This is a genomic window from Pseudomonas sp. H3_A02 (genome assembly GCF_054671965.1).
In genome coordinates this window covers 338,515-364,773 of record NZ_CP162807.1, presented here as the reverse complement: position 1 = coordinate 364,773, position 26,259 = coordinate 338,515, and the positions used below count along the sequence as shown (strand labels likewise).

The 26,259-nt window shown below is 60.7% G+C and carries 17 protein-coding genes and 2 rRNA genes; 14 read left to right on the top strand and 5 right to left on the bottom strand.

Annotated elements, in window-relative coordinates:
• Window positions 1-220: 220 nt before the first annotated feature.
• The 8 genes from AB4N80_RS01505 (at window position 221) to AB4N80_RS01470 (ending at window position 15,269) form a co-directional block, all read left to right on the top strand.
• Window positions 221-3,112, top strand: a 23S ribosomal RNA gene (locus tag AB4N80_RS01505).
• Window positions 3,113-3,280: 168 nt separating this feature from the next.
• A 5S ribosomal RNA gene (rrf, locus tag AB4N80_RS01500) occupies window positions 3,281-3,396 on the top strand.
• 155 nt (window positions 3,397-3,551) lie between these two features.
• A complete protein-coding gene (gene recC / locus AB4N80_RS01495; RefSeq protein ID WP_305469592.1) occupies window positions 3,552-7,004 on the top strand; it encodes an exodeoxyribonuclease V subunit gamma in 3,453 nt (1,150 codons plus the stop codon).
• Window positions 7,001-10,690 carry an exodeoxyribonuclease V subunit beta gene (gene recB, locus AB4N80_RS01490; protein ID WP_122564874.1) on the top strand — a complete coding sequence of 1,230 codons (3,690 nt, stop codon included), beginning with the start codon at window positions 7,001-7,003 and terminating at the stop codon, window positions 10,688-10,690. The genes recC and recB overlap by 4 nt, the downstream gene beginning before the upstream one ends.
• The gene (gene recD, locus AB4N80_RS01485) at window positions 10,687-12,783 is read left to right on the top strand and encodes an exodeoxyribonuclease V subunit alpha (RefSeq protein ID WP_122564873.1); all 2,097 of its coding nucleotides are present in this window, start codon (window positions 10,687-10,689) and stop codon (window positions 12,781-12,783) included. Before recB ends, recD begins: the two co-directional genes overlap by 4 nt.
• Window positions 12,784-12,921: 138 nt before the next feature.
• A complete protein-coding gene (locus tag AB4N80_RS01480; RefSeq protein WP_122564872.1) occupies window positions 12,922-13,497 on the top strand; it encodes a YfiR family protein in 576 nt (191 codons plus the stop codon).
• Window positions 13,494-14,762, top strand: coding sequence for a diguanylate cyclase domain-containing protein (locus tag AB4N80_RS01475; protein WP_305469598.1), 1,269 nt, complete (start codon window positions 13,494-13,496; stop codon window positions 14,760-14,762). The genes AB4N80_RS01480 and AB4N80_RS01475 overlap by 4 nt, the downstream gene beginning before the upstream one ends.
• A 54-nt stretch (window positions 14,763-14,816) precedes the next feature.
• Complete coding sequence (locus tag AB4N80_RS01470) at window positions 14,817-15,269, top strand: OmpA family protein (RefSeq protein ID WP_122564877.1); 453 nt, start codon at window positions 14,817-14,819, stop codon at window positions 15,267-15,269.
• Here the strand turns inward: AB4N80_RS01470 and AB4N80_RS01465 are convergent.
• On the bottom strand, window positions 15,266-16,213 hold the full coding sequence (locus tag AB4N80_RS01465) for a LysR family transcriptional regulator (RefSeq protein ID WP_305469600.1): 948 nt from the start codon (window positions 16,211-16,213) through the stop codon (window positions 15,266-15,268). The two genes, AB4N80_RS01470 and AB4N80_RS01465, sit on opposite strands and share 4 nt — an antisense overlap.
• A 139-nt stretch (window positions 16,214-16,352) precedes the next feature.
• Here AB4N80_RS01465 and AB4N80_RS01460 point away from each other — a divergent pair, with 139 nt between their 5' ends.
• Complete coding sequence (locus AB4N80_RS01460; protein WP_354337103.1) at window positions 16,353-17,879, top strand: CoA-acylating methylmalonate-semialdehyde dehydrogenase; 1,527 nt, start codon at window positions 16,353-16,355, stop codon at window positions 17,877-17,879.
• A gap of 10 nt (window positions 17,880-17,889) precedes the next feature.
• Window positions 17,890-18,777, top strand: a complete 888-nt coding sequence (mmsB, locus tag AB4N80_RS01455; RefSeq protein WP_122564862.1) for a 3-hydroxyisobutyrate dehydrogenase — start codon at window positions 17,890-17,892, stop codon at window positions 18,775-18,777.
• A gap of 207 nt (window positions 18,778-18,984) precedes the next feature.
• On the opposite strand, the gene AB4N80_RS01450 is transcribed toward mmsB, so the two are convergent.
• Together AB4N80_RS01450 and AB4N80_RS01445 are read right to left on the bottom strand one after the other, a co-directional pair.
• A complete protein-coding gene (locus AB4N80_RS01450; protein WP_024781087.1) occupies window positions 18,985-19,329 on the bottom strand; it encodes a cupin domain-containing protein in 345 nt (114 codons plus the stop codon).
• 97 nt (window positions 19,330-19,426) lie between these two features.
• Window positions 19,427-20,308 carry a LysR substrate-binding domain-containing protein gene (locus AB4N80_RS01445; protein WP_122564861.1) on the bottom strand — a complete coding sequence of 294 codons (882 nt, stop codon included), beginning with the start codon at window positions 20,306-20,308 and terminating at the stop codon, window positions 19,427-19,429.
• A gap of 216 nt (window positions 20,309-20,524) precedes the next feature.
• Here AB4N80_RS01445 and AB4N80_RS01440 point away from each other — a divergent pair, with 216 nt between their 5' ends.
• Complete coding sequence (locus AB4N80_RS01440; RefSeq protein WP_460080338.1) at window positions 20,525-21,289, top strand: sulfite exporter TauE/SafE family protein; 765 nt, start codon at window positions 20,525-20,527, stop codon at window positions 21,287-21,289.
• Here AB4N80_RS01440 and AB4N80_RS01435 read toward each other — a convergent pair.
• Window positions 21,279-21,593, bottom strand: a complete 315-nt coding sequence (locus AB4N80_RS01435) for a putative quinol monooxygenase (RefSeq protein WP_122564859.1) — start codon at window positions 21,591-21,593, stop codon at window positions 21,279-21,281. The genes AB4N80_RS01440 and AB4N80_RS01435 overlap by 11 nt on opposite strands.
• Before the next feature lie 200 nt (window positions 21,594-21,793).
• Between AB4N80_RS01435 and AB4N80_RS01430 the strand changes: the two genes are divergently transcribed.
• The 3 genes from AB4N80_RS01430 (at window position 21,794) to AB4N80_RS01420 (ending at window position 24,488) form a co-directional block, all read left to right on the top strand.
• Window positions 21,794-22,384, top strand: a complete 591-nt coding sequence (locus AB4N80_RS01430; protein ID WP_122564858.1) for an NADPH:quinone oxidoreductase MdaB — start codon at window positions 21,794-21,796, stop codon at window positions 22,382-22,384.
• A gap of 196 nt (window positions 22,385-22,580) precedes the next feature.
• Window positions 22,581-23,492 (top strand): LysR family transcriptional regulator, encoded by a 912-nt coding sequence (locus AB4N80_RS01425; RefSeq protein WP_122564857.1) that lies wholly within the window; start codon window positions 22,581-22,583, stop codon window positions 23,490-23,492.
• 102 nt (window positions 23,493-23,594) lie between these two features.
• Window positions 23,595-24,488: an NAD-dependent epimerase/dehydratase family protein gene (locus AB4N80_RS01420; RefSeq protein WP_122564856.1), complete on the top strand. Its 894-nt coding sequence runs from the start codon at window positions 23,595-23,597 to the stop codon at window positions 24,486-24,488.
• A gap of 154 nt (window positions 24,489-24,642) precedes the next feature.
• Here AB4N80_RS01420 and AB4N80_RS01415 read toward each other — a convergent pair whose 3' ends face one another.
• A complete protein-coding gene (locus tag AB4N80_RS01415; protein WP_122569078.1) occupies window positions 24,643-26,088 on the bottom strand; it encodes a SulP family inorganic anion transporter in 1,446 nt (481 codons plus the stop codon).
• Window positions 26,089-26,259: the final 171 nt, after the last annotated feature.

The window sequence follows — 26,259 nt, the reverse complement described above, 5'->3', positions numbered from 1 at the left end:
AGAAATGAGCATTCCATCGGTTCGATGGTGAATGTTGATTTCTAGTCTTTGACTAGTTCGTTCTTTAAAAATTTGGGTATGTGATAGAAAGATAGACTGAACGTTACTTTCACTGGTAACGGATCAGGCTAAGGTAAAATTTGTGAGTTGCTCTTAGAGCAAGATCGAATTTTCGGCGAATGTCGTCTTCACAGTATAACCAGATTGCTTGGGGTTATATGGTCAAGTGAAGAAGCGCATACGGTGGATGCCTTGGCAGTCAGAGGCGATGAAAGACGTGGTAGCCTGCGAAAAGCTTCGGGGAGTCGGCAAACAGACTTTGATCCGGAGATGTCTGAATGGGGGAACCCAGCCATCATAAGATGGTTATCTTGTACTGAATACATAGGTGCAAGAGGCGAACCAGGGGAACTGAAACATCTAAGTACCCTGAGGAAAAGAAATCAACCGAGATTCCCTTAGTAGTGGCGAGCGAACGGGGACTAGCCCTTAAGCTTCTTTGATTTTAGCGGAACGCTCTGGAAAGTGCGGCCATAGTGGGTGATAGCCCTGTACGCGAAAGGATCTTAGAAGTGAAATCGAGTAGGACGGAGCACGAGAAACTTTGTCTGAATATGGGGGGACCATCCTCCAAGGCTAAATACTACTGACTGACCGATAGTGAACTAGTACCGTGAGGGAAAGGCGAAAAGAACCCCGGAGAGGGGAGTGAAATAGATCCTGAAACCGTATGCGTACAAGCAGTGGGAGCCCACTTTGTTGGGTGACTGCGTACCTTTTGTATAATGGGTCAGCGACTTATTTTCAGTGGCGAGCTTAACCGAATAGGGGAGGCGTAGCGAAAGCGAGTCTTAATAGGGCGTCTAGTCGCTGGGAATAGACCCGAAACCGGGCGATCTATCCATGGGCAGGTTGAAGGTTGGGTAACACTAACTGGAGGACCGAACCGACTACCGTTGAAAAGTTAGCGGATGACCTGTGGATCGGAGTGAAAGGCTAATCAAGCTCGGAGATAGCTGGTTCTCCTCGAAAGCTATTTAGGTAGCGCCTCATGTATCACTGTAGGGGGTAGAGCACTGTTTCGGCTAGGGGGTCATCCCGACTTACCAAACCGATGCAAACTCCGAATACCTACAAGTGCCGAGCATGGGAGACACACGGCGGGTGCTAACGTCCGTCGTGAAAAGGGAAACAACCCAGACCGTCAGCTAAGGTCCCAAAGTTATGGTTAAGTGGGAAACGATGTGGGAAGGCTTAGACAGCTAGGAGGTTGGCTTAGAAGCAGCCACCCTTTAAAGAAAGCGTAATAGCTCACTAGTCGAGTCGGCCTGCGCGGAAGATGTAACGGGGCTCAAACCATACACCGAAGCTACGGGTATCACGCAAGTGATGCGGTAGAGGAGCGTTCTGTAAGCCTGTGAAGGTGAGTTGAGAAGCTTGCTGGAGGTATCAGAAGTGCGAATGCTGACATGAGTAACGACAATGGGTGTGAAAAACACCCACGCCGAAAGACCAAGGTTTCCTGCGCAACGTTAATCGACGCAGGGTTAGTCGGTCCCTAAGGCGAGGCTGAAAAGCGTAGTCGATGGAAAACAGGTTAATATTCCTGTACTTCTGGTTATTGCGATGGAGGGACGGAGAAGGCTAGGCCAGCTTGGCGTTGGTTGTCCAAGTTTAAGGTGGTAGGCTGGAATCTTAGGTAAATCCGGGATTCTAAGGCCGAGAGCTGATGACGAGTTACCCTTTGGGTGACGAAGTGGTTGATGCCATGCTTCCAAGAAAAGCTTCTAAGCTTCAGGTAACCAGGAACCGTACCCCAAACCGACACAGGTGGTTGGGTAGAGAATACCAAGGCGCTTGAGAGAACTCGGGTGAAGGAACTAGGCAAAATGGCACCGTAACTTCGGGAGAAGGTGCGCCGGTGAGGGTGAAGCACTTGCTGCGTAAGCCCACGCCGGTCGAAGATACCAGGCCGCTGCGACTGTTTATTAAAAACACAGCACTCTGCAAACACGAAAGTGGACGTATAGGGTGTGACGCCTGCCCGGTGCCGGAAGGTTAATTGATGGGGTTAGCTAACGCGAAGCTCTTGATCGAAGCCCCGGTAAACGGCGGCCGTAACTATAACGGTCCTAAGGTAGCGAAATTCCTTGTCGGGTAAGTTCCGACCTGCACGAATGGCGTAACGATGGCGGCGCTGTCTCCACCCGAGACTCAGTGAAATTGAAATCGCTGTGAAGATGCAGTGTATCCGCGGCTAGACGGAAAGACCCCGTGAACCTTTACTATAGCTTTGCACTGGACTTTGAATTTGCTTGTGTAGGATAGGTGGGAGGCTTTGAAGCGTGGACGCCAGTTCGCGTGGAGCCATCCTTGAAATACCACCCTGGCAACTTTGAGGTTCTAACTCAGGTCCGTTATCCGGATCGAGGACAGTGTATGGTGGGTAGTTTGACTGGGGCGGTCTCCTCCTAAAGAGTAACGGAGGAGTACGAAGGTGCGCTCAGACCGGTCGGAAATCGGTCGTAGAGTATAAAGGCAAAAGCGCGCTTGACTGCGAGACAGACACGTCGAGCAGGTACGAAAGTAGGTCTTAGTGATCCGGTGGTTCTGTATGGAAGGGCCATCGCTCAACGGATAAAAGGTACTCCGGGGATAACAGGCTGATACCGCCCAAGAGTTCATATCGACGGCGGTGTTTGGCACCTCGATGTCGGCTCATCACATCCTGGGGCTGAAGCCGGTCCCAAGGGTATGGCTGTTCGCCATTTAAAGTGGTACGCGAGCTGGGTTTAGAACGTCGTGAGACAGTTCGGTCCCTATCTGCCGTGGACGTTTGAGATTTGAGAGGGGCTGCTCCTAGTACGAGAGGACCGGAGTGGACGAACCTCTGGTGTTCCGGTTGTCACGCCAGTGGCATTGCCGGGTAGCTATGTTCGGGAAAGATAACCGCTGAAAGCATCTAAGCGGGAAACTTGCCTCAAGATGAGATCTCACTGGGACCTTGAGTCCCCTGAAGGGCCGTCGAAGACTACGACGTTGATAGGCAGGGTGTGTAAGCGCTGTGAGGCGTTGAGCTAACCTGTACTAATTGCCCGTGAGGCTTGACCATATAACACCCAAGCAATTTGTAACTCCAAGCCCAAAGGCAAAGAGACCAGATTGCGGTGTGTGAAGACGAAACGAACCGAAAGTTCGAGATACTCACAAACAGCACACAAACTATCGCATACCCATTCGCTGGCACGTGACCGCAAGGCACGCACCGGCTACCGAATTTCTTGACGACCATAGAGCATTGGAACCACCTGATCCCATCCCGAACTCAGCAGTGAAACGATGCATCGCCGATGGTAGTGTGGGGTTTCCCCATGTGAGAGTAGGTCATCGTCAAGATTAAATTCCGAAACCCCTATCTGCTGATGCAGGTAGGGGTTTTGTTTTGCCCGCAGGAAAGTTCTTACGACAAGCTCGGACAGCTCCCGGCTGTCACAGCCCCCCGACAGTGCTAAGGTTCTGCCCTAGCTTTTGCATTTTCAAGGATGCCTTTCATGCCGGACGCAACGTCCCTCAGCCCAGCTTTCATGGTGGTTCACGGGAATCGCCTTGATGAACTGCGCAGCCTGGTGATCAGCTTGATGCGGCGCTACCCGCTGGCCCCCCTTGAAAATGAAATCGCGCTGGTACAAAGCAACGGCATTGCCCAATGGCTCAAGCTTGCACTGGCTGAAGACCCGGACGAGGATGACTCCGGCGGCTGCGGTATTGCGGCGGCCATTGATGTGCAACTGCCGGGCAGCTTCATGTGGCAGCTTTATCGAACAGTCCTGGGGCGTGACGAGATTCCGGCCAAGTCCCTGCTGGACAAGGCTCCGCTAACCTGGCGTCTGATGCGCCTGCTACCGCAGTTGATCGAGCAGCCTCATTTCGAACCTCTGCGACGATTCCTTACCCACGACACCGACTTGCGCAAGCGCTATCAGTTGTCCGAGCGCCTCGCCGATCTGTTCGACCAGTACCAGGTGTACCGAGCCGACTGGCTCGAGGATTGGGCTGAAGGTCGACACCAGACACGAAATGTCCGAGGCGAAATCATGCCGCTCGCGCCGGCGAATTGCTGGCAGGCGGAACTGTGGCGCGCCTTGCTGCTGGATGTGGGGGAACAAGGCATGGCGCAAAGCCGTGCCGGCGTCCACCAGCGCTACATCGAACGTATCAACAACCTGGACGTGGCTCCAAAAGGTTTGCCGGCGCGGGTCATCGTGTTCGGTATTTCTTCGTTGCCTGCCCAAGTCCTCGAGGCGCTCGCCGGTCTTTCCCGGTTCAGCCAGGTGCTGCTCTGCGTGCATAACCCATGTCGCCATCATTGGGCGGACATCGTGGCCGACAAGGACTTGCTGCGTCACCAATACAAGCGCCAAGCACGCAAGACCGGCATGCCCGCGGTCCTTGATCCGCAAACCCTGCATCAACATGCCCATCCGTTATTGGCCGCTTGGGGTAAGCAGGGGCGCGACTATATCAACCTGCTCGATAGCTACGATGACCCCAATAGCTACCGTGCGGTATTTCGCGATGGGCGAATCGACCTGTTCACGGATGGGACCCCCACGACCCTTCTCAGTCAGTTGCAGGACGACATCCTCGAGCTGCGTCCCCTGAACGAAACCCGGGAACACTGGCCTGCCGTCGATACGGAGCGAGACGGCTCGATCCGCTTTCATGTGGCCCACGGTGCCCAGCGTGAAGTGGAAATTCTCCATGACCAGTTGCTGGCCCACTTCAGTGCGGATCCGACCCTGCGCCCACGGGATATCATCGTCATGGTCCCGGACATCGACAGTTATGCGCCGCACATTCGCGCGGTGTTCGGCCAGCTCGACAGGAGCGATCCTCGTTTCATACCATTCACGCTGACCGACCAGGGCCAGCGTGGACGTGATCCGCTGCTGATCGCCGTCGAGCACCTGCTCAAGCTGCCGGACAGTCGTTTCCCGGTCAGCGAAATCCTCGATCTGCTGGATGTCCCGGCGTTGCGCGAACGGTTTGGCATCGACGAGGCCGACCTGCCGACCCTGCACCGTTGGATCGAAGGGGCAGGCATTCGCTGGGGGATGAGCGCCGAGCACCGTGCCGGGTTGGGCTTGCCCGCGGAGCTTGAGCAGAACAGCTGGCGTTTCGGCTTGCGTCGCATGTTGCTGGGGTACGCCGTTGGCAGTTCGCAGGCCTATGATGGCATCGAGCCCTATGACGAGATCGGTGGCCTGGATGCGGCATTGATCGGTCCGCTGGTTGCGTTGCTGGATGCCCTGGAGGTCGCTCATCAGGAACTCACCCGGCCAGCATCGCCACAGCAATGGGGGGCGCGCCTGCACGACTTGATGCAGCTGTTTTTCCAGGCGAGCAACGAGCATGACGACTATTTGCTGGCCCAACTCGAAGACTTGCGTGAAACCTGGCTGGAAACCTGTGAATCGGTGGGGCTGCACGACGAATTGCCGCTGACGGTGGTGCGTGAAGCGTGGTTGGCTGGGCTGGATCAGGGGCGACTGTCCCAACGCTTCCTGGCCGGAGCCGTCAACTTCTGTACCTTGATGCCAATGCGCGCGATCCCTTTCAAGCTGGTGTGCCTGCTGGGGATGAATGACGGTGATTACCCGCGTGCCCAGCCACCCTTGGATTTCGATCTGATGGGCGGTGATTATCGCCCGGGCGATCGTTCCCGTCGTGAGGATGACCGTTACCTGTTGTTGGAAGCGCTGCTGTCGGCCCGGGAAAAGCTGTACATCAGTTGGGTAGGGCGCAGCATCCGCGACAACAGCGAGCGACCGGCATCGGTGTTGATCGGCCAATTGCGTGATCACCTCGCCAATGGCTGGCGGTTGGCCGATGACAGCAAGCCTCTTCTCGATGCCCTGACCCAGGAGCATCCGCTGCAACCGTTCAGTGCGCGTTATTTCCATCAAGGTGACGAGCTGTTCAGTTACGCCAGCGAATGGCGAATGCTCCACGACACCTCCGATCACACCGACAAAACCCAGGTGCTGGCACCTTACGTCCAGGAAGAACCCTTGGGCCTTGGTCAGTTGCAGGACTTCCTGCGCAACCCCGTCCGCCATTTCTTCAGCCAGCGCCTGAAAGTGTTCTTCGAAGCCATCGAAGCGCCTCTGGCCGATGACGAACCTTTCGTGCTCGACGCGTTGCAACGCTACACCCTGAGTGACAGCCTGCTCGAGGCCGCGTTGATACGCCTGGACCAACCGGATCTGGCCCTGGCCGCCCACGCCCAGAGACTTCAGAACAGCGGCCTGTTACCGATGGCCGGGTTCGGTGAGTGCATGCAGCGTGAATTGATCGAACCCTTGCCGGATCTGCTCCAGCGCTACCAACAGCTTCTGGCGTTATGGCCCACACCGCTGACCAGTGCTGTGCCCGTCAGCCTGCGCTTGCAGGGTGTGAGTGTCGAAGGGTGGCTCAGTGGCCTGCACCAGCGCTCTGACGGTGCGGTCCTCGCCATCACGGCCATCCCCAACAGCATCGGCTCTTCCAAGACCCGCAAGTGGCATCGTCTGATACGACCCTGGGTCAACCATCTCGTGGCTTGCGCTAACGGCTTGTCGTTGACGACGGCGCTGGTGGCCAGTGATGACAGCTTGCTGCTGGCCCCTTTTGAGGAGCCTGTGGCGCAACGGTTGCTGGGCGACATGTTGCTGGCCTGGCAGACCGGTATGCGCCAGCCGCTGCCGATCGCGGTGAAGACGGCTTTCGCCTGGCTCGGTCAGACCGAGCCGATCAAGGCCGAAGCTGCAGCTCGCAAAGCTTATGAGGGCGATGGGCAGACGTTCGAAGGCGAGCGGCGGGAAAACCCGGCCTTGGCTCGACAGTTTCCTGATTTCGGGACCTTGATGGCTGACGAAACATTCCCCGATTGGTGCGATGCGCTTTACCGACCATTGCTCGAAGCACCATGGCGGTCCTTGGTCAGCGAGGAGGCCCGTTCATGAGTCGGCAGGCACCATTGGCCCTGGCGTTTCCGCTACGGGGCAGTCAACTGATCGAGGCCAGCGCAGGTACCGGCAAGACCTTCACTATTTCCGCGCTGTACCTGCGCCTGGTGCTGGGGCACGGTGGTTCGGCGTCCGGTTTTGGCCGCGAGCTGCTTCCGCCGCAAATCCTGGTGGTGACCTTTACGGACGCTGCCACCAAAGAGCTGCGTGAACGAATTCGCACCCGTCTGGCCGAAGCCGCACGTTTCTTTCGCGACGAGATTCCAGCCCCGGACTCACTGATCGCTGCATTGCGCGATGAGTTCAGTGCTGAGCAATGGCCAGGCTGCGCGAACCGGCTGGACATCGCCGCGCAGTGGATGGACGAAGCGGCCGTCTCGACCATCCATAGTTGGTGCCAGCGCATGTTGCGTGAGCATGCCTTCGACAGTGGCAGCCTGTTTACCCAGACCCTGGAAACCGATCACAGCGAATTGCTGGGCGAGGTCTTGCGCGATTACTGGCGGCTGTTCTGCTATTCGATGCAAGGCGAGGCGCTGAATTGGGTGCGTACCCATTGGGGAGGGCCTGCTGCGCTGTTGCCACGGGTCAGAGGTTTGTTTTCCAGCGAGCGTGGCGACGATGACGGACTTGAGCCTGCCGAACTCATCGCCGCCTCCCTGCAGGAGCGCAGTGCCGCCTTGCTCGATCTCAAGGCGCCGTGGCGACAATGGGCCGTGGAACTGCTGGAGATCTGCCAGCAAGGCGTCGCCAGCAAGTCTGTCGACGGGCGCAAGATGCAGGCGCGTTACTTCGAACCGTGGTTTCAGAAAATCACCGCTTGGGTCGATGATGAAAGCCACGAGTTGCTGGACATCGGCACCGGGTTCACGCGGCTGACACCCGAGGGCATGGCCGAAGCCTGGAAAGGCGAAGTGCCCAACCATCCCGGGCTGGAGGCCATGGCCGGTCTCAAGGCCAGCCTGGATGCGTTGCCCACGCCAGATGCCGCTGTGTTGCAGCATGCCGCGCAGTGGGTTGGGGCGCGTTTCGAGGCAGAGAAGCGTCGCCGCGCCGAGATGGGCTTCGACGACATGCTGCTGCGTCTCGACGCGGCGCTGCAGGCCGACGGGGGCGAGCGTCTGGCGAGCCTGATCCGCGAGCAGTTTCCGGTGGCGCTGATCGATGAGTTCCAGGACACCGACCCGGTTCAGTACCGGATCTTCGAAAGCATCTATCGTATTGAAGACAATGACCCAGAGACCGGACTTTTCCTGATCGGCGATCCGAAGCAGGCGATCTATGCTTTTCGCGGTGCCGACATCTACACCTACCTGCGTGCTCGCGAGGCCACGGCCGGCAGGTTGCATACGCTGGGCACGAATTTCCGTTCCAGCCATGCCATGGTGGGTGCGGTAAACCATATTTTCCAGAAGGCCGAGTCCCGTCTGAAGGGGCGCGGGGCCTTTCTGTTTCGTGAACCTTCGGGCAAAAACTCGGTGCCGTTCCTGTCCGTTGATTCCCAGGGACGCAAGGAGTCCTTGCAGGTGGCAGGACAGGCCGTTGCGGCGTTGAACCTCTGGCACCTGGCGTCGGACCAGCCGCTTTCCGGTGCGCTGTATCGGCAATCCATGGCGGCTGCCTGCGCCAGTGAGATTACGGCATTGCTCAATGGCGGCCAGTCGGGACGCGACGGCTTCACGGTCGATGGCGAAACGCTGCGCGAGTTGCGTCCGGCGGATATCGCCATCCTGGTGCGCGACGGTAAAGAAGCGCAGGCCGTGCGAGACGAGTTGTCTGCGCGGGGCGTGCGCAGTGTCTACCTGTCCGACAAGGATTCGGTCTTCGCATCGCAAGAGGCGCGGGATTTGCTGACCTGGCTCAGGGCCTGCGCCGAGCCGGATGTGGAGCGGCCGCTACGGGCAGCGCTGGCCAGCATCACGTTGAACCTGCCGCTGACGGAGCTGGAGCGTCTCAATCAGGATGAGCTGGCCTGGGAAGCCCGGGTCATGCAGTTCCGCGGTTATCGTACGGTCTGGCGCAGCCAGGGCGTGCTGCCGATGTTGCGACGCCTGCTGCATGATTTCGAGTTGCCCCAGGCCCTGATGGCGCGCAGCGATGGCGAGCGGGTGCTGACCAATTTGCTGCACCTTTGCGAACTGTTGCAGCAGGCCGCCGGTGAACTGGACGGCGAACAAGCCTTGATCCGACATTTGTCCGAGCACCTGGCCTTGTCCGGGCAGGCGGGGGAAGAGCAGATCCTGCGCCTGGAAAGCGATGAGCAGTTGGTCAAGGTGGTCACGATCCACAAGTCCAAGGGGCTTGAATATCCGTTGGTCTTCCTGCCTTTCATCTGTTCGACGAAGCCGGTGGATGGCAGTCGATTGCCATTGCATTACCACGATGAGGCCAACAAGGCGCAGATCAGCCTCAAGCCCACCGCCGAACTGATCGCCAAGGCCGATGACGAGCGTCTGGCCGAGGATCTGCGGCTGCTCTACGTAGCACTGACCCGTGCACAACATGCCTGCTGGCTGGGTGTCGCGGATCTCAAGCGGGGCAACAACAACAGCTCGATCCTGCATGTATCCGCGCTGGGTTATCTGTTGGGCGGCGGTGCGCCGCTGACCGATTCGGTGGAGCTGAGGCGCTGGCTGGAAGACCTGCAACAAGGCAGCGTCGCGGTGAGTTGCCAGCCGGTGCCCGAAGCCACCGACGAGCGCTATCGGCCGCCGCGTAACGACGCCGTGTTGCTCGAGCCCTTGGTGCCCTTGCGCAAAGCCAGCGAAAATTGGTGGATCGCGTCCTACAGTGCCTTGCGCATCGGCGAAAGCCTGAGTGAAGGCAGCGATGCCGCGCCAGAGAATCCGCAAGCGCAGAAACTGTTCGACGATGAGCGACTGGACCCGGACGCGCCCAGGGAGACCATCGCCGTTAGTGGCGATATCCACCGATTTCCCCGTGGCCCCGGCCCCGGCACTTTCCTTCATGGCCTCTTGGAGTGGGTCGCAGGGGAAGGTTTTTCATCTACGCCGGCGGATATCGAGGATGCCATTGCCCGGCGCTGCAATCGTCGAGGCTGGAAAGGCTGGATCACCACGTTGAGCGACTGGCTGCAGCACTTGATCAAAATGCCCATGCACGTCGGCAACGACCAGGCGCCGGTGGTGCTTGAACACCTGACCCGGTTCCAGGTGGAGATGGAGTTCTGGTTCGCCAGCCACAAGGTCGATGTGCAAAAGCTTGACCAACTGGTTTGCCGGTTCACCCATGGCGGTGTGGCCCGCGTCGCTGCGGAGCCGGTACTGCTCAACGGCATGTTCAAGGGCTTCATCGATTTGACGTTCGAGCACGACGGTCGGTATTACGTGGCCGATTACAAATCCAATTGGCTGGGTGTCGATGACATGGCCTACACCGTACAGGCCATGGAACAGTCGATCCTGGACCATCGCTACGACCTGCAATACGTGCTGTACCTGCTGGCCCTGCATCGCCAGCTCAAGGCGCGGCTCCCCGATTACGACTACGACCGGCATGTTGGCGGCGCGCTCTACCTGTTTCTCCGTGGCACCCGCTCAACCAGCCAGGGCGTGTATTTCACCAAGCCGCCACGGGCCTTGATCGAACAACTCGATCGGCTATTCCAAGGCGCGCCCGAACCCAAGGCCGAGCCGGCGTGGGTACAGGGAGAATTGCTATGAGTCGTTCTTTTGCCGACCTGCTGCCCAAGGCGTCCGACGACGAGAGTCCGGTTGACCTGGCCCCCTTGAGCCGTGCCCAGGACCTGCTGTTGTTACTGACGCGCTGGGTCGAGCGTGGCTGGCTGCGTGCTTTGGACAAAGCCTTCGTGGCGTTCCTCCATGAACTGGCGCCGGACGATGATCCCCTGGTCCTGCTCGCCGCCGCGCTGACCAGTCATCAATTGGGCCACGGGCATGTTTGCCTGGATGTGTTCGAAACCCTCAAGGAGCCGGACTTCGCCCTGTCGCTGCCTCCCGAGGGCGACCTGCAGCCAGGCGCGATGCTGTTGCCCTCGCAAATATTGCAGACACTGGACGGCGTCCATTGGTGCAAGGCCCTGGCGTCCAGCCGGTTGGTGGCCCTGGCTGCGGATGGGAGCGAAGAGGCGCAGCAACGTCCGTTGGTGCTGTCCGGCAAGCGTCTTTATCTGCGCCGCTACTGGGGTTATGAACGACGGATCGACGAGGCGTTGCGCCAACGACTGATTGACCATGAAGCGGCGCCTGGCGACCTGCGCGAGCGTTTGGACGGACTGTTCGGGCCGGCCAATGCCAACGGCCCGATCGATTGGCAGAAGCTGGCCTGCGCGCTGGCGACCCGCGGGGCCTTCAGCATCGTGACCGGCGGCCCGGGTACCGGCAAGACCACCACTGTCGTGCGCCTGCTGGCGCTGTTGCAGGCACCGGCCGTCGAGGCTGGGAAGCCGCTGCGAATTCGCCTGGCTGCGCCCACGGGCAAGGCGGCCGCGCGCCTGACCGAGTCCATCAGCCAGCAAGTCCGGACCCTGGATGTGGATGAGGCTGTGCGCGAACGTATTCCCTGCGACGTCACGACAGTCCATCGTTTGCTCGGCAGCCGTCCGGGCACTCGGCATTTTCGCCACCACGGCGGCAATCGCTTGCCACTGGACGTGTTGGTGGTCGATGAGGCGTCGATGATCGACCTGGAGATGATGGCTAATCTGCTGGATGCGCTGCCGGCCCATGCGCGGTTGGTGTTGCTGGGGGACAAGGACCAGTTGGCTTCTGTAGAGGCCGGTGCGGTGCTGGGGGACTTGTGTCGAGACGCCGAGGACGGTTGGTACAGCCCCCGGACGCGAGCCTGGCTTGAGTCGGTCAGCGGTGAAAACCTGGCGGCCAGTGACTTGCAGCAAGACCTCGATGGCACTCATCCCCTGGCGCAGCAAGTGGTCATGCTCAGGCATTCCCGGCGCTTCGGCGAAGGCAGCGGGATCGGTCAGCTGGCTCGCTGGGTCAACCAGCAACAGCCTGAAAAAGCCCGTCGGTTGCTGGAGGAAGGACAGTATGCCGATCTGTCTTCCCTGAAATTAACAAATGAACACGACACGAAACTGGAAAAACTGTTGCTCGACGGCAAGCCAGAAGGGCCCCAGGGATATCGGCATTACCTGAGCCTGCTGCGGCAGCGCCGCCCGGCCATTTCTCGTCCGCTGGAGGACAGTTGCTGGGCCGATTGGGCCCGGGAAGTCCTGGCGGCTTTCGACGAATTCCAATTGCTTTGTGCGGTGCGTAGAGGCCCGTGGGGCGTCGAAGGGCTGAACCAGCGAATCACCGCTGCGCTGCTCAAGGCCCGTCTTATCGATAGCGATCACCAGTGGTACGAAGGCCGCCCGGTGCTGATGACCCGCAACGACTATGGGCTGGGGTTGATGAACGGCGACATCGGCATCGCCCTCAAGCTGCCCGAGCGTGACGGCCCCGATGCCGGCAAACAGGTCCTGCGGGTCGCCTTCCCGCGCAATGACGGCCAGGGCGGTGTGCGTTTCGTCCTGCCCAGCCGCCTGAATGACGTGGAAACCGTGTATGCCATGACGGTGCACAAATCCCAGGGCTCGGAATTCACCCATACCGCGTTGATCCTTCCGGATGCGCTCAACCCGGTCTTGACCAAGGAACTGGTGTACACCGCCATTACCCGGGGCAAGCAATGGTTCAGCCTGATCGAACCGCGAGGGGGCATCTTCGAGGAAGCGGTCCGGCGCAAGGTCAAGCGCTTGAGCGGGTTGATGCTGGCGTTGGAACAGGCTGACTGAATCATCAGCTTTTAAGGATTCATGCCCCCGTGGCAATTTTGCCTGTTTGGCTCCAAAGTCTACGTAACACGCTGTCTCGCTGGCTTTTTGGCACTGTGCTATCGTTCCGGCACTTATCGTCTGGACAAGAGACTATCCATGAACGTGCCTGTAGGGGAGGCAGTGCGCAGCAAGGGCTGGGGGCGTGTTCTGCTTGCCGGCCTTTTGTGTCTGCTGCCGCCTGTCGCGGTGGCCGAGGAGCTAGCCGCCACGACTCAGGCCGAGCAGCGGGCAGAAGCGGTGACCCAGGTGGTATTGGGCATTCTCAGCTACGCCCGCTGGCCGGTGGAGCCCACCCAACTGCAACTGTGCATCGTCGGGCCGACTCAATACACCGACGATCTGGTCAAGGGTACCATCCAGGCCACGGGGCGGTCGGTGACGGTGCAGCGGCTGTTGGCCGATCATCCTGGTATCGCCACTGACTGCAACGCGGTCTACGTCGGCCGGCTGACCAATGATGAGCACACCCGTCTGTTTGCATCCTTGATCGGCAAGCCGGTGCTGAGCATCAGCGAAGGTGGCGACCAGTGCACCGTGGGGAGCCTGTTCTGCCTGCGGGTCGGCGATGAACAAGTGTCTTTCGAGGTCAACCTCGATTCGGTGGCGCGCAGTGGTGTGCGCATCCATCCCAGTGTGCTGCAGCTTTCCCGTCGCAGGCCGGCGACGCCATGAAGCAGAGCAAACCAAGGGTCCGTCCCACCCTGGGCTCGGTCATCGGTCGTGGTCATCTGATCGTCGCGTTGGTGGCCATCACCATGGCCAGTGTTTCCCTGACCTTGCTTGGCCTGCTGGCGTTGCGGGTCTACGCCGATCACAACCTGCACCTGATCGCTCGCTCGATCAACTACACCGTGGAAGCCGCCGTGGTCTTCGATGACTCGGCGGCGGCCACCGAAGCCCTGGCCTTGATCGCCTCCACCGAGGAGGTCGCCGATGCTCAGGTGTTCAATGAACATGGCCGTCTGCTGGCGCGCTGGCAGCGACCGCAAACCGGCCTGTTGTCGGAGCTGGAAGTGCACATTGCCAAGGCCTTCCTGGAAAAGCCCATCAGCCTGCCGATCGTTCATCAAGGGCAGAACATCGGCCGTATCGTGTTGGCGGGGCATGGCGGGAGCCTGTTGCGCTTTTTGCTCAGCGGCCTGGCGGGGATCATTCTGTGCACGGCGGTGAGTGCCTGGGTGGCGCTTTATCTGGCGCGGCGCCAGTTGCGGGCGATCACCGGACCGCTGCGCAGCCTGGCCGAGGTGGCCCACGCGGCCCGCAGCGAACGCGCCCTGGACCGACGCGTGCCGCCGGCCGCCATTGCTGAACTGGATAATTTGGCCAATGACTTCAACGCACTGCTCGATGAACTGGAGTCCTGGCAGACCCACCTGCAAAGCGAAAACGAAACCCTGGCCCACCAGGCCAGCCACGACAGCTTGACCGGCTTGCCGAACCGGGCGTTTTTCGAAGGCCGGCTGATTCGCGCCTTGCGCAATGCCAGCAAGCTCAATGAGCAAGTGGCCGTGTTGTACTTGGACAGCGACCGGTTCAAGGGTATCAATGACAACTTTGGCCATGCCGCCGGCGACGCGGTGCTGACGGCCGTGGCGACCCGGGTCCGGGCCCAGTTGCGCGAGGACGATTTGGTCGCGCGCTTGGGGGGCGACGAATTCGCCGTGCTGCTGGCGCCCCTGCACAAGGCCGAGGATGCCGAGCGGATCGCGGAAAAAATCATCGCCAGCATGGAAATGCCGATTCAATTGCCCGGCAACGCCTCCGTGTTGACCTCCCTCAGTATCGGCATTGCCGTCTACCCGGAGCATGGCGCCACACCCGGCACCCTGCTCCACGCCGCCGATGCGGCAATGTACCAAGCCAAACGCCTCGCCCGAGGCGGTCAACACACGGCGGGGTCGGATCACTCCGTCGCGGATCTTCAAACCAGGAGCTGACTTGTGCGTTTATATCCTCAAACTTCACTGCAACGGTTCATCGCGTTTTTGTTCATGGCTGCCCTGACCCTTACCGGTTGCCAGACCGCGCCGCAAAAAGGGCTTAGTCCTGCACAAATTGCCGTGCTCAAGGAGCAAGGCTTCAAATTGACTGACGAAGGTTGGGCTTTTGGTTTATCAGGCAAGGTACTGTTCGGCAGCGACGTGGAAAGCCTTAACCCAGCCAGCACCGAGATCGTCGAGCGAATTGGCAAGGCGCTGCTGGGGGCCGGAATCGAGCGGGTGCGGATCGACGGACATACCGACGCATCGGGTTCCCAAGCCTATAACGAGCAACTGTCGATACGTCGTGCCCTTAGCGTGAGCAAAGTATTGATAGGCGTAGGCATGCGTGAAGAAAACGTCCAATCGCGCGGTCTCGGTAGCAGCAAGCCGGTCGCCTCCAACGACACGGTCGAGGGCCGCACCGAAAACCGCCGTGTCGCCATCGTGGTCATCGCCGACTAGTCGGCGAACACCATCTCCCGGCTTTCGCCCATCAGCAATGGCTGGTTCTGCTCAGTCACCTCGCGGATGTAATCCCACAACAACGTAATCCGCTTCAGTTTCCTCAAGTCCTCCCGGCAGTACATCCAAAACTGCCGGGTCACGGTGATGTCCTCCGGCAGCACCGGCAACAACCGTGGGTCCTGGGCGGCGAGGAAGCAGGGCAGGATCGCCAGTGAGCGGCCTTGCTGCGCTGCCACGAATTGCGCGATCACGCTGGTGCTGCGCAGATGAGCATTGGCGCCCGGCAGGACGTTGGCCAGGTAGAGCAATTCGGAGCTGAACGCCAGGTCATCCACGTAGCTGATGAACGAGTGCTTGCCCAGGTCGGCCGGGCGCTGGATCGGTGGATGATTGTCCAGGTAGGGCTGGGTGGCGTAGAGCTGCAGCCGGTAGTCGCACAATTTGCAGCACACATACGGGCCATGCTCGGGGCGTTCGAGGGCGATGACGATATCGGCCTCGCGCTTGGACAGGCTGATGAAGTGCGGCAGCGGCAGGATGTCCACCGAAATGGCCGGGTAGGTGTCGACGAAGTGGCTCAGTTGCGGGGTGATGAAGAAGCTGCCGAAGCCTTCGGTGCAGCCCATGCGCACGTGGCCGGACAGCGCGACGCCAGAGCCTGAAACCTGTTCGCAGGCCATGTGCAGGGTGCTTTCGATCGATTCGGCGTAACCCAGCAGGCGTTGGCCTTCGGCCGTCAGGACAAAGCCGTTGGTCCGGGATTTCTCGAACAGCAGCGTGCCCAGCGAAGTTTCCAGCGAGCTGATGCGTCGCGACACCGTGGTGTAGTCGACGGCCAGGCGCTTGGCGGCCGTGCTGGCCTTGCGGGTGCGGGCCACTTCGAGGAAAAACTTGAGGTCGTCCCAATTCAGCGACCCCAGGGAGGTGATGTTTTTTTGCATGATGGACCGGCTTTTATGTGCATTCTTATTAGAAGTTTGCACATCTATACTCCAAAAACCGTCTCATCACCAAGCGTGCGTATGCGCCTTGGTCTTTGCTGAACCAGCGCTCTCTATAAGAACAATCCCGGAGGCCAGCATGAACGTTTCCCTTACGCCCAGCGACACCGCCCTGCAAACCGTCAGACTGTTGATCGATGGCGAGTGGGTTGAATCCCAATCCAGCGAATGGCACGACATCGTCAACCCGGCCACCCAGCAGGTGTTGGCGAAGGTTCCGTTCGCCACGGCGTCGGAAGTCGATGCCGCCATCGCCGCTGCCCAGCGTGCTTTCCAGACTTGGAAACTGACGCCCATCGGTGCGCGGATGCGCATCATGCTCAAGCTCCAGGCGTTGATCCGCGAACATTCCAAGCGTATTGCCGCGGTGCTTAGCGCCGAACAGGGCAAGACCATCGCTGACGCCGAGGGCGATATTTTCCGCGGCCTGGAAGTGGTCGAGCACGCCTGTTCCATCGGCACCCTGCAGATGGGCGAGTTCGCCGAGAACGTCGCCGGTGGTGTGGACACCTACACGCTGCGCCAGCCGATCGGGGTGTGCGCGGGCATTACGCCGTTCAACTTCCCAGCGATGATTCCGCTGTGGATGTTCCCGATGGCCATCGCCTGCGGCAACACCTTTGTGCTCAAACCGTCGGAACAGGATCCGCTGTCGACCATGCTGTTGGTGGAGCTGGCGATCGAGGCTGGCGTACCGGCGGGTGTGCTCAACGTGGTGCACGGCGGCAAGGATGTGGTGGATGCGCTCTGCACCCACCAGGACATCAAGGCGGTCTCCTTCGTCGGCTCGACGGCGGTCGGTACCCATGTGTATGACCTGGCGGGTCGCCATGGGAAGCGCGTGCAGTCGATGATGGGCGCCAAGAACCACGCGGTGGTGCTGCCCGATGCCAATCGTGAGCAGACCCTCAACGCCTTGGTCGGTGCCGGTTTCGGCGCGGCGGGCCAGCGTTGCATGGCCACCTCCGTGGTGGTGATGGTGGGCGCGGCCAAACAATGGTTGCCAGAGCTCAAGGCCTTGGCGCAGAAGCTCAAGGTCAACGCCGGCAGCGAGCCGGGCACGGACGTCGGCCCGGTGATTTCCAAGCGGGCCAAGGCACGCATCCTCGAATTGATCGAGAGTGGCGTGAAGGCAGGGGCGAAGCTGGAACTCGATGGCCGAGACATCAGCGTGCCAGGCTTCGAGCAGGGTAACTTCGTCGGCCCGACCCTGTTTTCCGGCGTGACCACCGACATGCGCATCTACACCGAAGAAATCTTCGGCCCGGTGCTAGTGGTGCTGGAGGTCGACACCCTGGATCAAGCGATTGCCCTGGTCAACGCCAACCCATTCGGTAACGGCACCGGCCTGTTCACCCAGAGCGGTGCGGCGGCGCGCAAATTCCAGAGCGAAATCGACGTTGGCCAGGTGGGCATCAATATCCCGATCCCGGTGCCGGTGCCGTTCTTCAGCTTCACCGGTTCCCGCGGTTCGAAACTCGGCGACCTCGGTCCGTACGGCAAACAAGTGGTGCAGTTCTACACTCAGACCAAGACCGTGACCGCGCGCTGGTTCGATGATGACAGCGTCAATGACGGTGTGAACACCACCATCAATTTGCGTTAAGGAGCCGGACATGAACATCGCATTTATCGGCCTGGGCAACATGGGCGCCCCCATGGCGCGCAACCTGCTCAAGGCCGGCCATTCGCTGAACCTGTTCGACTTGAACCAGACGGTGCTGGCCGAGCTGGCGGCATTGGGCGGCACAATCAGTGCTTCGCCTCGCGACGCGGCCCAGGGCGCTGCGCTGGTGATCACCATGCTGCCGGCCGCCGCCCATGTGCGTAGCGTCTGGCTGGGTGAAGACGGTGTGCTGGCCGGCATCGCCGCCGGTACGCCGGCTGTGGATTGCAGCACCATCGATCCACAAACCGCTCGCGACGTGGCGGCTGCCGCTGCGAAACAAGGGGTGGCGATGGCCGATGCGCCCGTTTCGGGTGGCACCGGCGGCGCGGCGGCGGGCACGTTGACCTTCATGGTCGGCGCCACGCCCGAGCTGTTCGCCACCTTGCAACCGGTGTTGGCGCAAATGGGCCGTAACATCGTGCATTGCGGGGAGGTCGGCACCGGGCAGATCGCCAAGATCTGCAACAACCTGCTGCTGGGGATTTCCATGGTGGGCGTCAGCGAGGCCATGGCGCTGGGCGATGCCTTGGGGATCGACACCCAGGTGCTGGCCGGGATCATCAACAGTTCGACGGGCCGTTGCTGGAGTTCGGACACCTACAACCCGTGGCCGGGGGTGATCGAAACGGCGCCGGCGTCCCGTGGCTACACGGGTGGCTTTGGCGCCGACCTGATGCTCAAGGACCTGGGCCTGGCGACCGAAGCCGCGCGGCAAGCCCATCAGCCGGTGGTGCTGGGGGCGGTGGCGCAGCAGTTGTACCAGGCGATGAGCCAGCGGGGCGAGGGCGGCAAGGACTTTTCGGCAATTGTTAACAGCTATCGCAAGCCGCAGTAAGAGCGACGATATCGACGAGCTTTTATGGCGAGGGGAATTGTGGGAGCAAGGCTTGCCCGCGATTACAGGCGATGCTGTCTCTGAGGGAACGAGGTGCCTGCATCGCGGGCAAGCCTTGCTCCCACAGATGACTTCCTCGCTACAGAGGTTGTGCAATCCAGGTTGTTTTCCGAGAGACCATGTCGGGTGGTCTCTCGGTTTTTTGTTTCAGGCAAAGACGAAATATTTGCGCACGGTCTCGACCACTTCCCACGTGCCTTTCATGCCTGGCTCGATGACGAAGATATCACCGGCGCGCAGATGGATCGGTTCCATGCCCTCTGGGGTGATGATGCAGTAGCCTTCCTGGAAATGGCAGTACTCCCACTTCACGTATTCCACATACCATTTGCCGGGTGTGCAGATCCAGGTGCCCATGATCTTGCTGCCGTCTTCGCTGGTGTAGGCGTTGAGGTTGACGGTGTGCGGGTCGCCTTCGAGTTTTTCCCATTTGCAGGCGTCGAGTACGGGCAGCGGATGGGTGTCGCGCAGGACGGTGATGGGTGCGGTCATGTGAACTCCGAAAGGGGCGGAAGAGAACAGGCACCCTAACCCGTGGCATGGGCGGGTAGATGCCTGTGGTCGACATCGGGCTATCCAGAAGCGCGCATCAATCGGCCAGATGCCGAGCCAGGGCCGTGGCGTAGGCCGGCAAACCGTCGAAGGTGCGGGCGCACAGCAGCAAGGCCCGGTGGGCCCAGGCCTCTTGCAGCGGGACGCAGTGATACGAAGTCTCGGGCGGGCGTCGGTCGATGGCCGCCTTCGGCACGATGGCGATGCCTGCGCCATGGGCGACCATGCGAATCATGCCGTCGAAGCCATCGGCGCGAATGCGGATTTGCATGCGTGAGCCGATGTGCAGGGCCTGTTCTTCCAGATGAATCGCCAGGGCGCTGGAAGCGTTCAGACCGACGTAGTCGTGGCTGAGGGTCTCGCTGAAACGCACGGTTCGACCGTCAGCCAGGGGATGTCCGGTCGGTAGGATCAATACCAGCGGATCGTCGCGAAACGGCCAGGCCTGAAGGCCATTGGTGTCCACCGCGTCGGAAACGATCCCCAGGTCCGCCGCGCCCTGGCGCAGCGCATGGGTGATCCGTGAGCTGGGCAATTCCTGCAGGTCGATGTCGAGGTTGGGATGGGCCTTGAGGAAGCCGGCCAGCAGTTCGGGCAGGTATTCGGTCATGGCGCTGGTGTTGCACAACAATCGCACCCGGCCTTTGACGCCTTTGGCGTATTCGGCCAGGTCCTGTTGCAGGCGTTCGGCCTGTTGCAACAGGGTCCGGGCGTGCTCGGCCAGGGCCCTGCCAGGCGGCGTGGGTGATACGCCGCGCCGGCCGCGTTCAAGCAGGTCGATGCCCAGGGAGGCTTCCATGGCCCGGACCCGCGCACTGGCCGCGGCCAGGGACAAATGGCTGCGGGCTGCGCCGGCGGTGATGTTGCCTGTGTCGAGGATGTTCAGGTAGAGGCGCAGGTCGGTGAGGTCGAAGTGCATGGGCGATGTGATCCTGTGCCGGGTTCTGTGATGGCTGATCTGGCGCCTTCGCGAGCAAGCCCGCTCCCACAGGGGGATTGCATTTCAAATGTGGGAGCGGGCTTGCTCGCGAAGGCGGCGGTAGAACCAACAAAATTATTAGCCTCTTGCTACAAGAGAGGCATCCTCAGTATATGGCAGATTTTCAAGCCAAGCCCCGGGGCGCACGATACCCCCATGAACACACTCATCGCTTTCTATCAAAACCTCGGCCTGGTCCTGTCCCTATTGGTCATCGGCACCTTCTTGCTGGCCGGTACCATCAAGGGCGTGATCGGCCTCGGCCTGCCGACCATCTCCATGGGCTTGCTCGGGCTGGCTATGGCGCCGGCGCAGGCTGCGGCGCTGCTCATCATCCCGGCAACCCTGACCAATCTCTGGCAATTGGCGTTCGGCGGCCATCTTCAAGCGCTGATCCGACGCCTGTGGCCGTTGCTGTTGGCGATTTTCATTGGCACCGGGCTCGGTACGCTGTGGCTCGGCATGACGGGCGGGGCTTGGGTGGTGCGGGCCTTGGGCGGGGCGTTGTTGCTGTATGCGCTGAGCGGGCTGTTGCTGCCAACGTTGCGGGTCGGTCCCGATGCCGAGCCGTGGATCGCTCCGCTTTGTGGGCTGTTGACCGGCCTCATCACGTCCGCCACCGGTGTGTTCGTCATTCCGGCGGTGCCCTATCTGCAAGCGCTGGGTTTGAGCAAGGATGAACTGGTGCAGGCCCTGGGCCTGTCATTCACCGTTTCTACCCTGGCCCTGGCCGCCGGCCTGTTATGGCGCGGCGAGCTGGGTGGGGGCGAATTGAGCGCTTCGTTACTGGCGCTGGCACCGGCGCTGCTGGGGATGTGGCTGGGGCAATGGTTGCGCCAGCGGATCAGCGCCGTGTTGTTCAAACGGGTATTTTTCATCGGCCTCGGCGTGCTTGGCGGCCATTTGCTGATCAGCGGTTAGCCGAGGACGGGCTGAGCATATCGACGCGGCGGATGTCGAAGTCGCGCTCCAGATAGTCCATGCGTTGCTCGAAGAATTGCCGCATATGCGGCAGATTCGAGTGCACGTCCAGGTGCGCCTGGGAGGCCCAGATCTCATAAAAGATAAACAGCGTTGGATCCTGCTGGTCCCGCAGCATGTGATATTCGATGCAGCCGGGCTCGGCGCGGCTTGGCTCGACGTAGGCGCGGAACAGCGCTTCGAAGGCCTCGGCTTTTTCCGGGCGGGTCTTGGCGTGCAGGATGAAACCGTGCAGTTCGCTCATCGAGATGGCTCCTGAAATAAAAGAGGTGTCGGAGCTTACGGCAATAATTGAGCGTCGATTCGTGCGTTTTGGTCAAAACAATTTTGCCGTTACGGTGCTTATTCCACGCGAGGCTCATCGGTACTCTGCCGCCATCATTTTCAACCTTCCATGCTGCGGTCAGCCAACGGCCCACGCTGTGGAACCCGATGAGGCTCCCCATGAAAAAAGTCCTGTTGCTCAACGGCGGCAAACAATTCGCCCACTCCGACGGCCGCTACAACGCCACCCTCCACGACACGGCGCTCAGCGTGCTGGACCGTGGCGGTTTTGACGTGAAAACCACCTTCATCGACGGCGGCTACGACCTCAAGGAGGAAGTTGCCAAGTTCCTCTGGGCCGATGTGATCATTTACCAGATGCCCGGTTGGTGGATGGGCGCGCCGTGGACCGTGAAGAAATACATCGACGAAGTCTTCACCGAAGGCCACGGCAGCCTCTATGCCAGCGACGGTCGGACCCGTTCCGATGCCTCGCAGAAGTACGGCAGCGGCGGCCTGATCCAGGGCAAGCAATACATGTTGTCCCTGACCTGGAACGCCCCGCAGCAAGCCTTTGACGACCCGACCGACTTCTTCGAAGCCAAGGGCGTGGACGCGGTGTACTTCCCGTTCCACAAGGCCAATCAGTTCCTCGGCATGACCGGTTTGCCGACCTTCCTGTGCGTGGACGTGATGAAGCGCCCGAACATTGAAGAGGATGTGGCGCGGTATGAGCGGCATTTGATCGAGGTGTTCGGCCTGAAGGCGTGACCTGTCTTTTACCTCACATCCCGATACTATCCTGTGGCGGGTGGTAAACCTGTGCTGTGGGAGCAAAGCTTGCTCGCGAAACAGACGCCTCGGTTCCCGAAAGACCGCAGCGTTTTCATCGCGAGCAAGCTTTGCTCCCACTTGGGGGTGGGGATAAATCCCCTCGCCACAAGAGCAGTCAATCAGGAGGGGATACGTGAAAGCCAGATCCGACGAGTTGCAGATTTTCGTCTGCGTGATCGAGTGCGGATCGATCTCCGCCGCTGCCGAGCAGGTCGGGCAGACGCCGTCGGCGGTCAGTCGCACATTGTCGCGGCTGGAGGCCAAGCTCGACACCACGCTGATCAACCGCACCACGCGGCGCATGGACCTGACCGAGGAGGGCAAGTATTTCTTCGAACAGGCCAAAGGCATTCTCGACCAGATGGATGAGCTGGAGGAGCGCCTGTCGTCCCGCCAGAAGAATCCCGCAGGACGCTTGCGGATCAACGCGGCCTCGCCGTTCATGCTGCACGCCATCGTCCCGCACATCGAAGAATTTCGCCGGCTTTACCCAGACATCCAGCTCGAACTCAACAGCAACGACCTGATCATCGACTTGCTGGAGCAAAGCACCGACATCGCCATCCGCATCGGCACCCTCAGCGACTCGACGCTTCACGCCCGTTCCCTGGGTTGCAGCCCGTTGCACATCCTGGCCAGCCCGGCCTATTTGAAGCGGCACGGTACACCCGCAAGCGTCGCCGAGCTGGCGGAGCATGCGCTGCTGGGGTTTGCCCAGAACGACGGCCTCAACCAGTGGCCGCTGCGCCACCAACATGGCGACCGCTGGCCGATCCAGCCCGCCATCAGCGCGTCCAGCGGCGAGACCGTGCGTCACTTGGCGCTGCAAGGGCAGGGCATTGCCTGCCTGTCGGATTTCATGACCCGCGAAGACATCCACACCGGCCGACTGAAGGTGCTGCTGGCCGATGCCAACAGCGGATACCGCCAGCCAATCAATGCGGTGTACTACCGCAACTCGCAACTGGCCCTGCGGATCCAGTGCTTCCTGGACTTCATCCAGGGCAAGCTCGCCGACTACGCCTCGCGGGATTTCAAAGGCTGATTCGTGACTTCAAGGCAAGAGTGATTTGGGCAATGTGGACTGTTTCGGCAAGGACCCGTCCTCGATACTCGTCCCATCACTGATGTTGCCAAGGAGTTATTCATGAACGTATTCATCACCGGCGCTGCCGGTTTTATCGGCGGTTCCATTGCCACCGGCCTGGCACGCGCCGGGCATCAAGTTCGCGGTCTGGTGCGCAGCGCCGAACAGGCGAGCGAACTCACTGTGCTGGGCATCGAGCCGGTCATTGGCACCCTCGAAGACAGCGCGTTGCTCACCGAACAGGCCCGTGCCGCCGACGCCGTGATCAACGCCGCCAGCAGCGATCATCGTGGTGCGGTCGAAGCCTTGATCGAAGGCCTCAAAGGCTCGAACAAGGTGCTGTTGCACACCAGCGGTTCGAGCATCGTCGGCGATGCTTCCGGTGGTCGTCACAGCGATGTCATTTACCAGGAAGGCCATCTGCCGCCACCCACTGCCGACAAAGCGGCCCGTGTCGCCATCGACAATCTGGTCCTGGATGCCGCCCGGCAAGGCGTGAACTCGGCGGTGATCTGCAACACCTTGATCTACGGTCACAGCCTGGGGGTCAAGCGTGACAGTGTGCAGCTGCCACGTCTGCTCAAGCAGGCGCGCAAGAGTGGCGTGGTGCGGCATGTGGGGCCGGGGCAGAACATCTGGTCCAACGTGCACATCGAAGACGTGGTCGAGCTGTACAAAGTGGCCCTGACCCGCAACGTACCCGGCACGTTCTATTTCGTCGAAAGCGGCGAGGCCTCGTTCATCGACATGACCACCGCCATGGCCGGTGCGCTGAAACTGGGCAAGCCGCAAGATTGGCCACTGGCCGAAGCCGAGGCCGAATGGGGTTACGAAATGGCCAACTATGGCCTGGGTTCCAACAGCCGTGTGCGAGGCAAGAACGCCCGTGAGTTGCTGGGGTGGACGCCGAAGCGGACGTCGGTGGTGGAGTGGATTCTTGATGAGATGGTGTGAGTACCCTCCAAGCTGAGGATATCCATCAGTAAAAACATAGGACCTGTGGGAGCGAGCTTGCTCGCGATGGCGCCGGGTCAGTCAGTAGTGAAGTTGGCTGACCCACCGCTATCGCGAGCAAGCTCGCTCCCACAGGTTTTTGTTTGGTGTTGCTTCAGTCGTGCTGCACACCCGCGCGCTTGAGCATTTGTTTGCAACGCTCGGACAGGTGAAACACCCGCAGGTGCTTGCCGGCCTTGCTGTAGCGTTCACGCAGGGTCTTGAGCGCGGCGACGGCCGAGTAGTCGACGAAGCGCAAGTGACGGCAGTCGAGGGTCACCAGGGCCGGGTCGTTGGCCGGGTCGAACTGGTTGAGAAACGGCGTCGACGAGGCGAAGAACAGCGTGCCGTGCAGGCGATAGAGCTTGCTGCCGTCGGCTTCTTGGTGGGTGTCGGCGTACAGCTCGCGGGCCTGTTGCCAGGCGAAGTTGAGCGCCGCGATGATGATCCCGCAGAGCACGGCGACAGCCAGGTCGGTAAACACCGTGATCACCGTCACCGCGATGATGACCAGCACATCGTTGGCCGGCACTTTGTTGACCACCCGCAACGATGCCCAGGCGAAGGTCTGCTGGGACACCACGAACATCACGCCCACCAGCGCCGCCAGCGGGATGCGCTCGATCAGCGGCGACAGGAACAACACGAACAGCAACACCATCACCCCGGCCACGACGCCCGATAACCGTCCGCGTCCGCCCGAGCTGAGGTTGATCATCGTCTGGCCGATCATGGCGCAACCACCCATGCCGCCCAGCAGCCCGGAAGCCATGTTGGCCGCGCCCAATGCCACGCATTCACGGTCCGGATAACCGCGGCTCTCGGTGATTTCATCGGTCAGGTTCAGGGTCAGCAAGGTTTCCAGCAGACCGACCATCGCCATGATCACCGCGTAGGGTGCGATGATCTGCAAGGTCTCCAGGTTCCAGGAAATGTCCGGCAGGGCAAAGGTCGGCAAGCCGCCGGCGATGTGGGCCATGTCGCCCAGCGTTCGGGTCGGCAGGCCGAGCAGCTCGACCGCCAGGCCCACACCGAGGATGGCCACCAAGGCCGGCGGCACGCTGCGGGTCAGGCGCGGCAGCAGGTAGACGATGGCCATGGTCAATGCCACCAGGCCGGCCATCAGGTACAGCGGCGGGCCGCTCAGCCAGGCCTCGCCATTCTTGAAGTGTTCCAACTGGGCCAGGGCAATGACGATCGCCAGGCCGTTGACGAAGCCGAGCATCACTGGGTGCGGCACCATGCGCACCAGCTTGCCCAGTCGCAACAACCCGAACGCCATCATGATCAGTCCGCCCAGCAGCACGGTCGCCAACAGGTACTGCACACCGTGCTGCACCACCAGCGCGACGATCACCACGGCCATCGACCCCGCCGCGCCTGACACCATCCCGGGCCGACCGCCGAACAATGCGGTCAGCGTGCAGAGGATGAACGCGCCGTACAGCCCCATCAGCGGATTGAGGTGGGCCACCAGGGCGAAGGCGATGCACTCCGGGAGCAAGGCGAAAGAGGTGGTGAGGCCGGCGAGGGTGTCGGCGCGAAGACGTGCTGATTTCATGATTTACCTGACTGGGCGCCGGTGGAGCGTCGACTGCCGGGGAGTGGTGCAAAAAAAACAGGGGGCGATGGTACGGAATTGAGGGCTGCGCGGCCAGCCATTGTGGCGAGGGGATAAATCCCCTCGCCACAGGAGGTCAATTGCGGGATGAAAGTCCAGGGGTGAATTTTC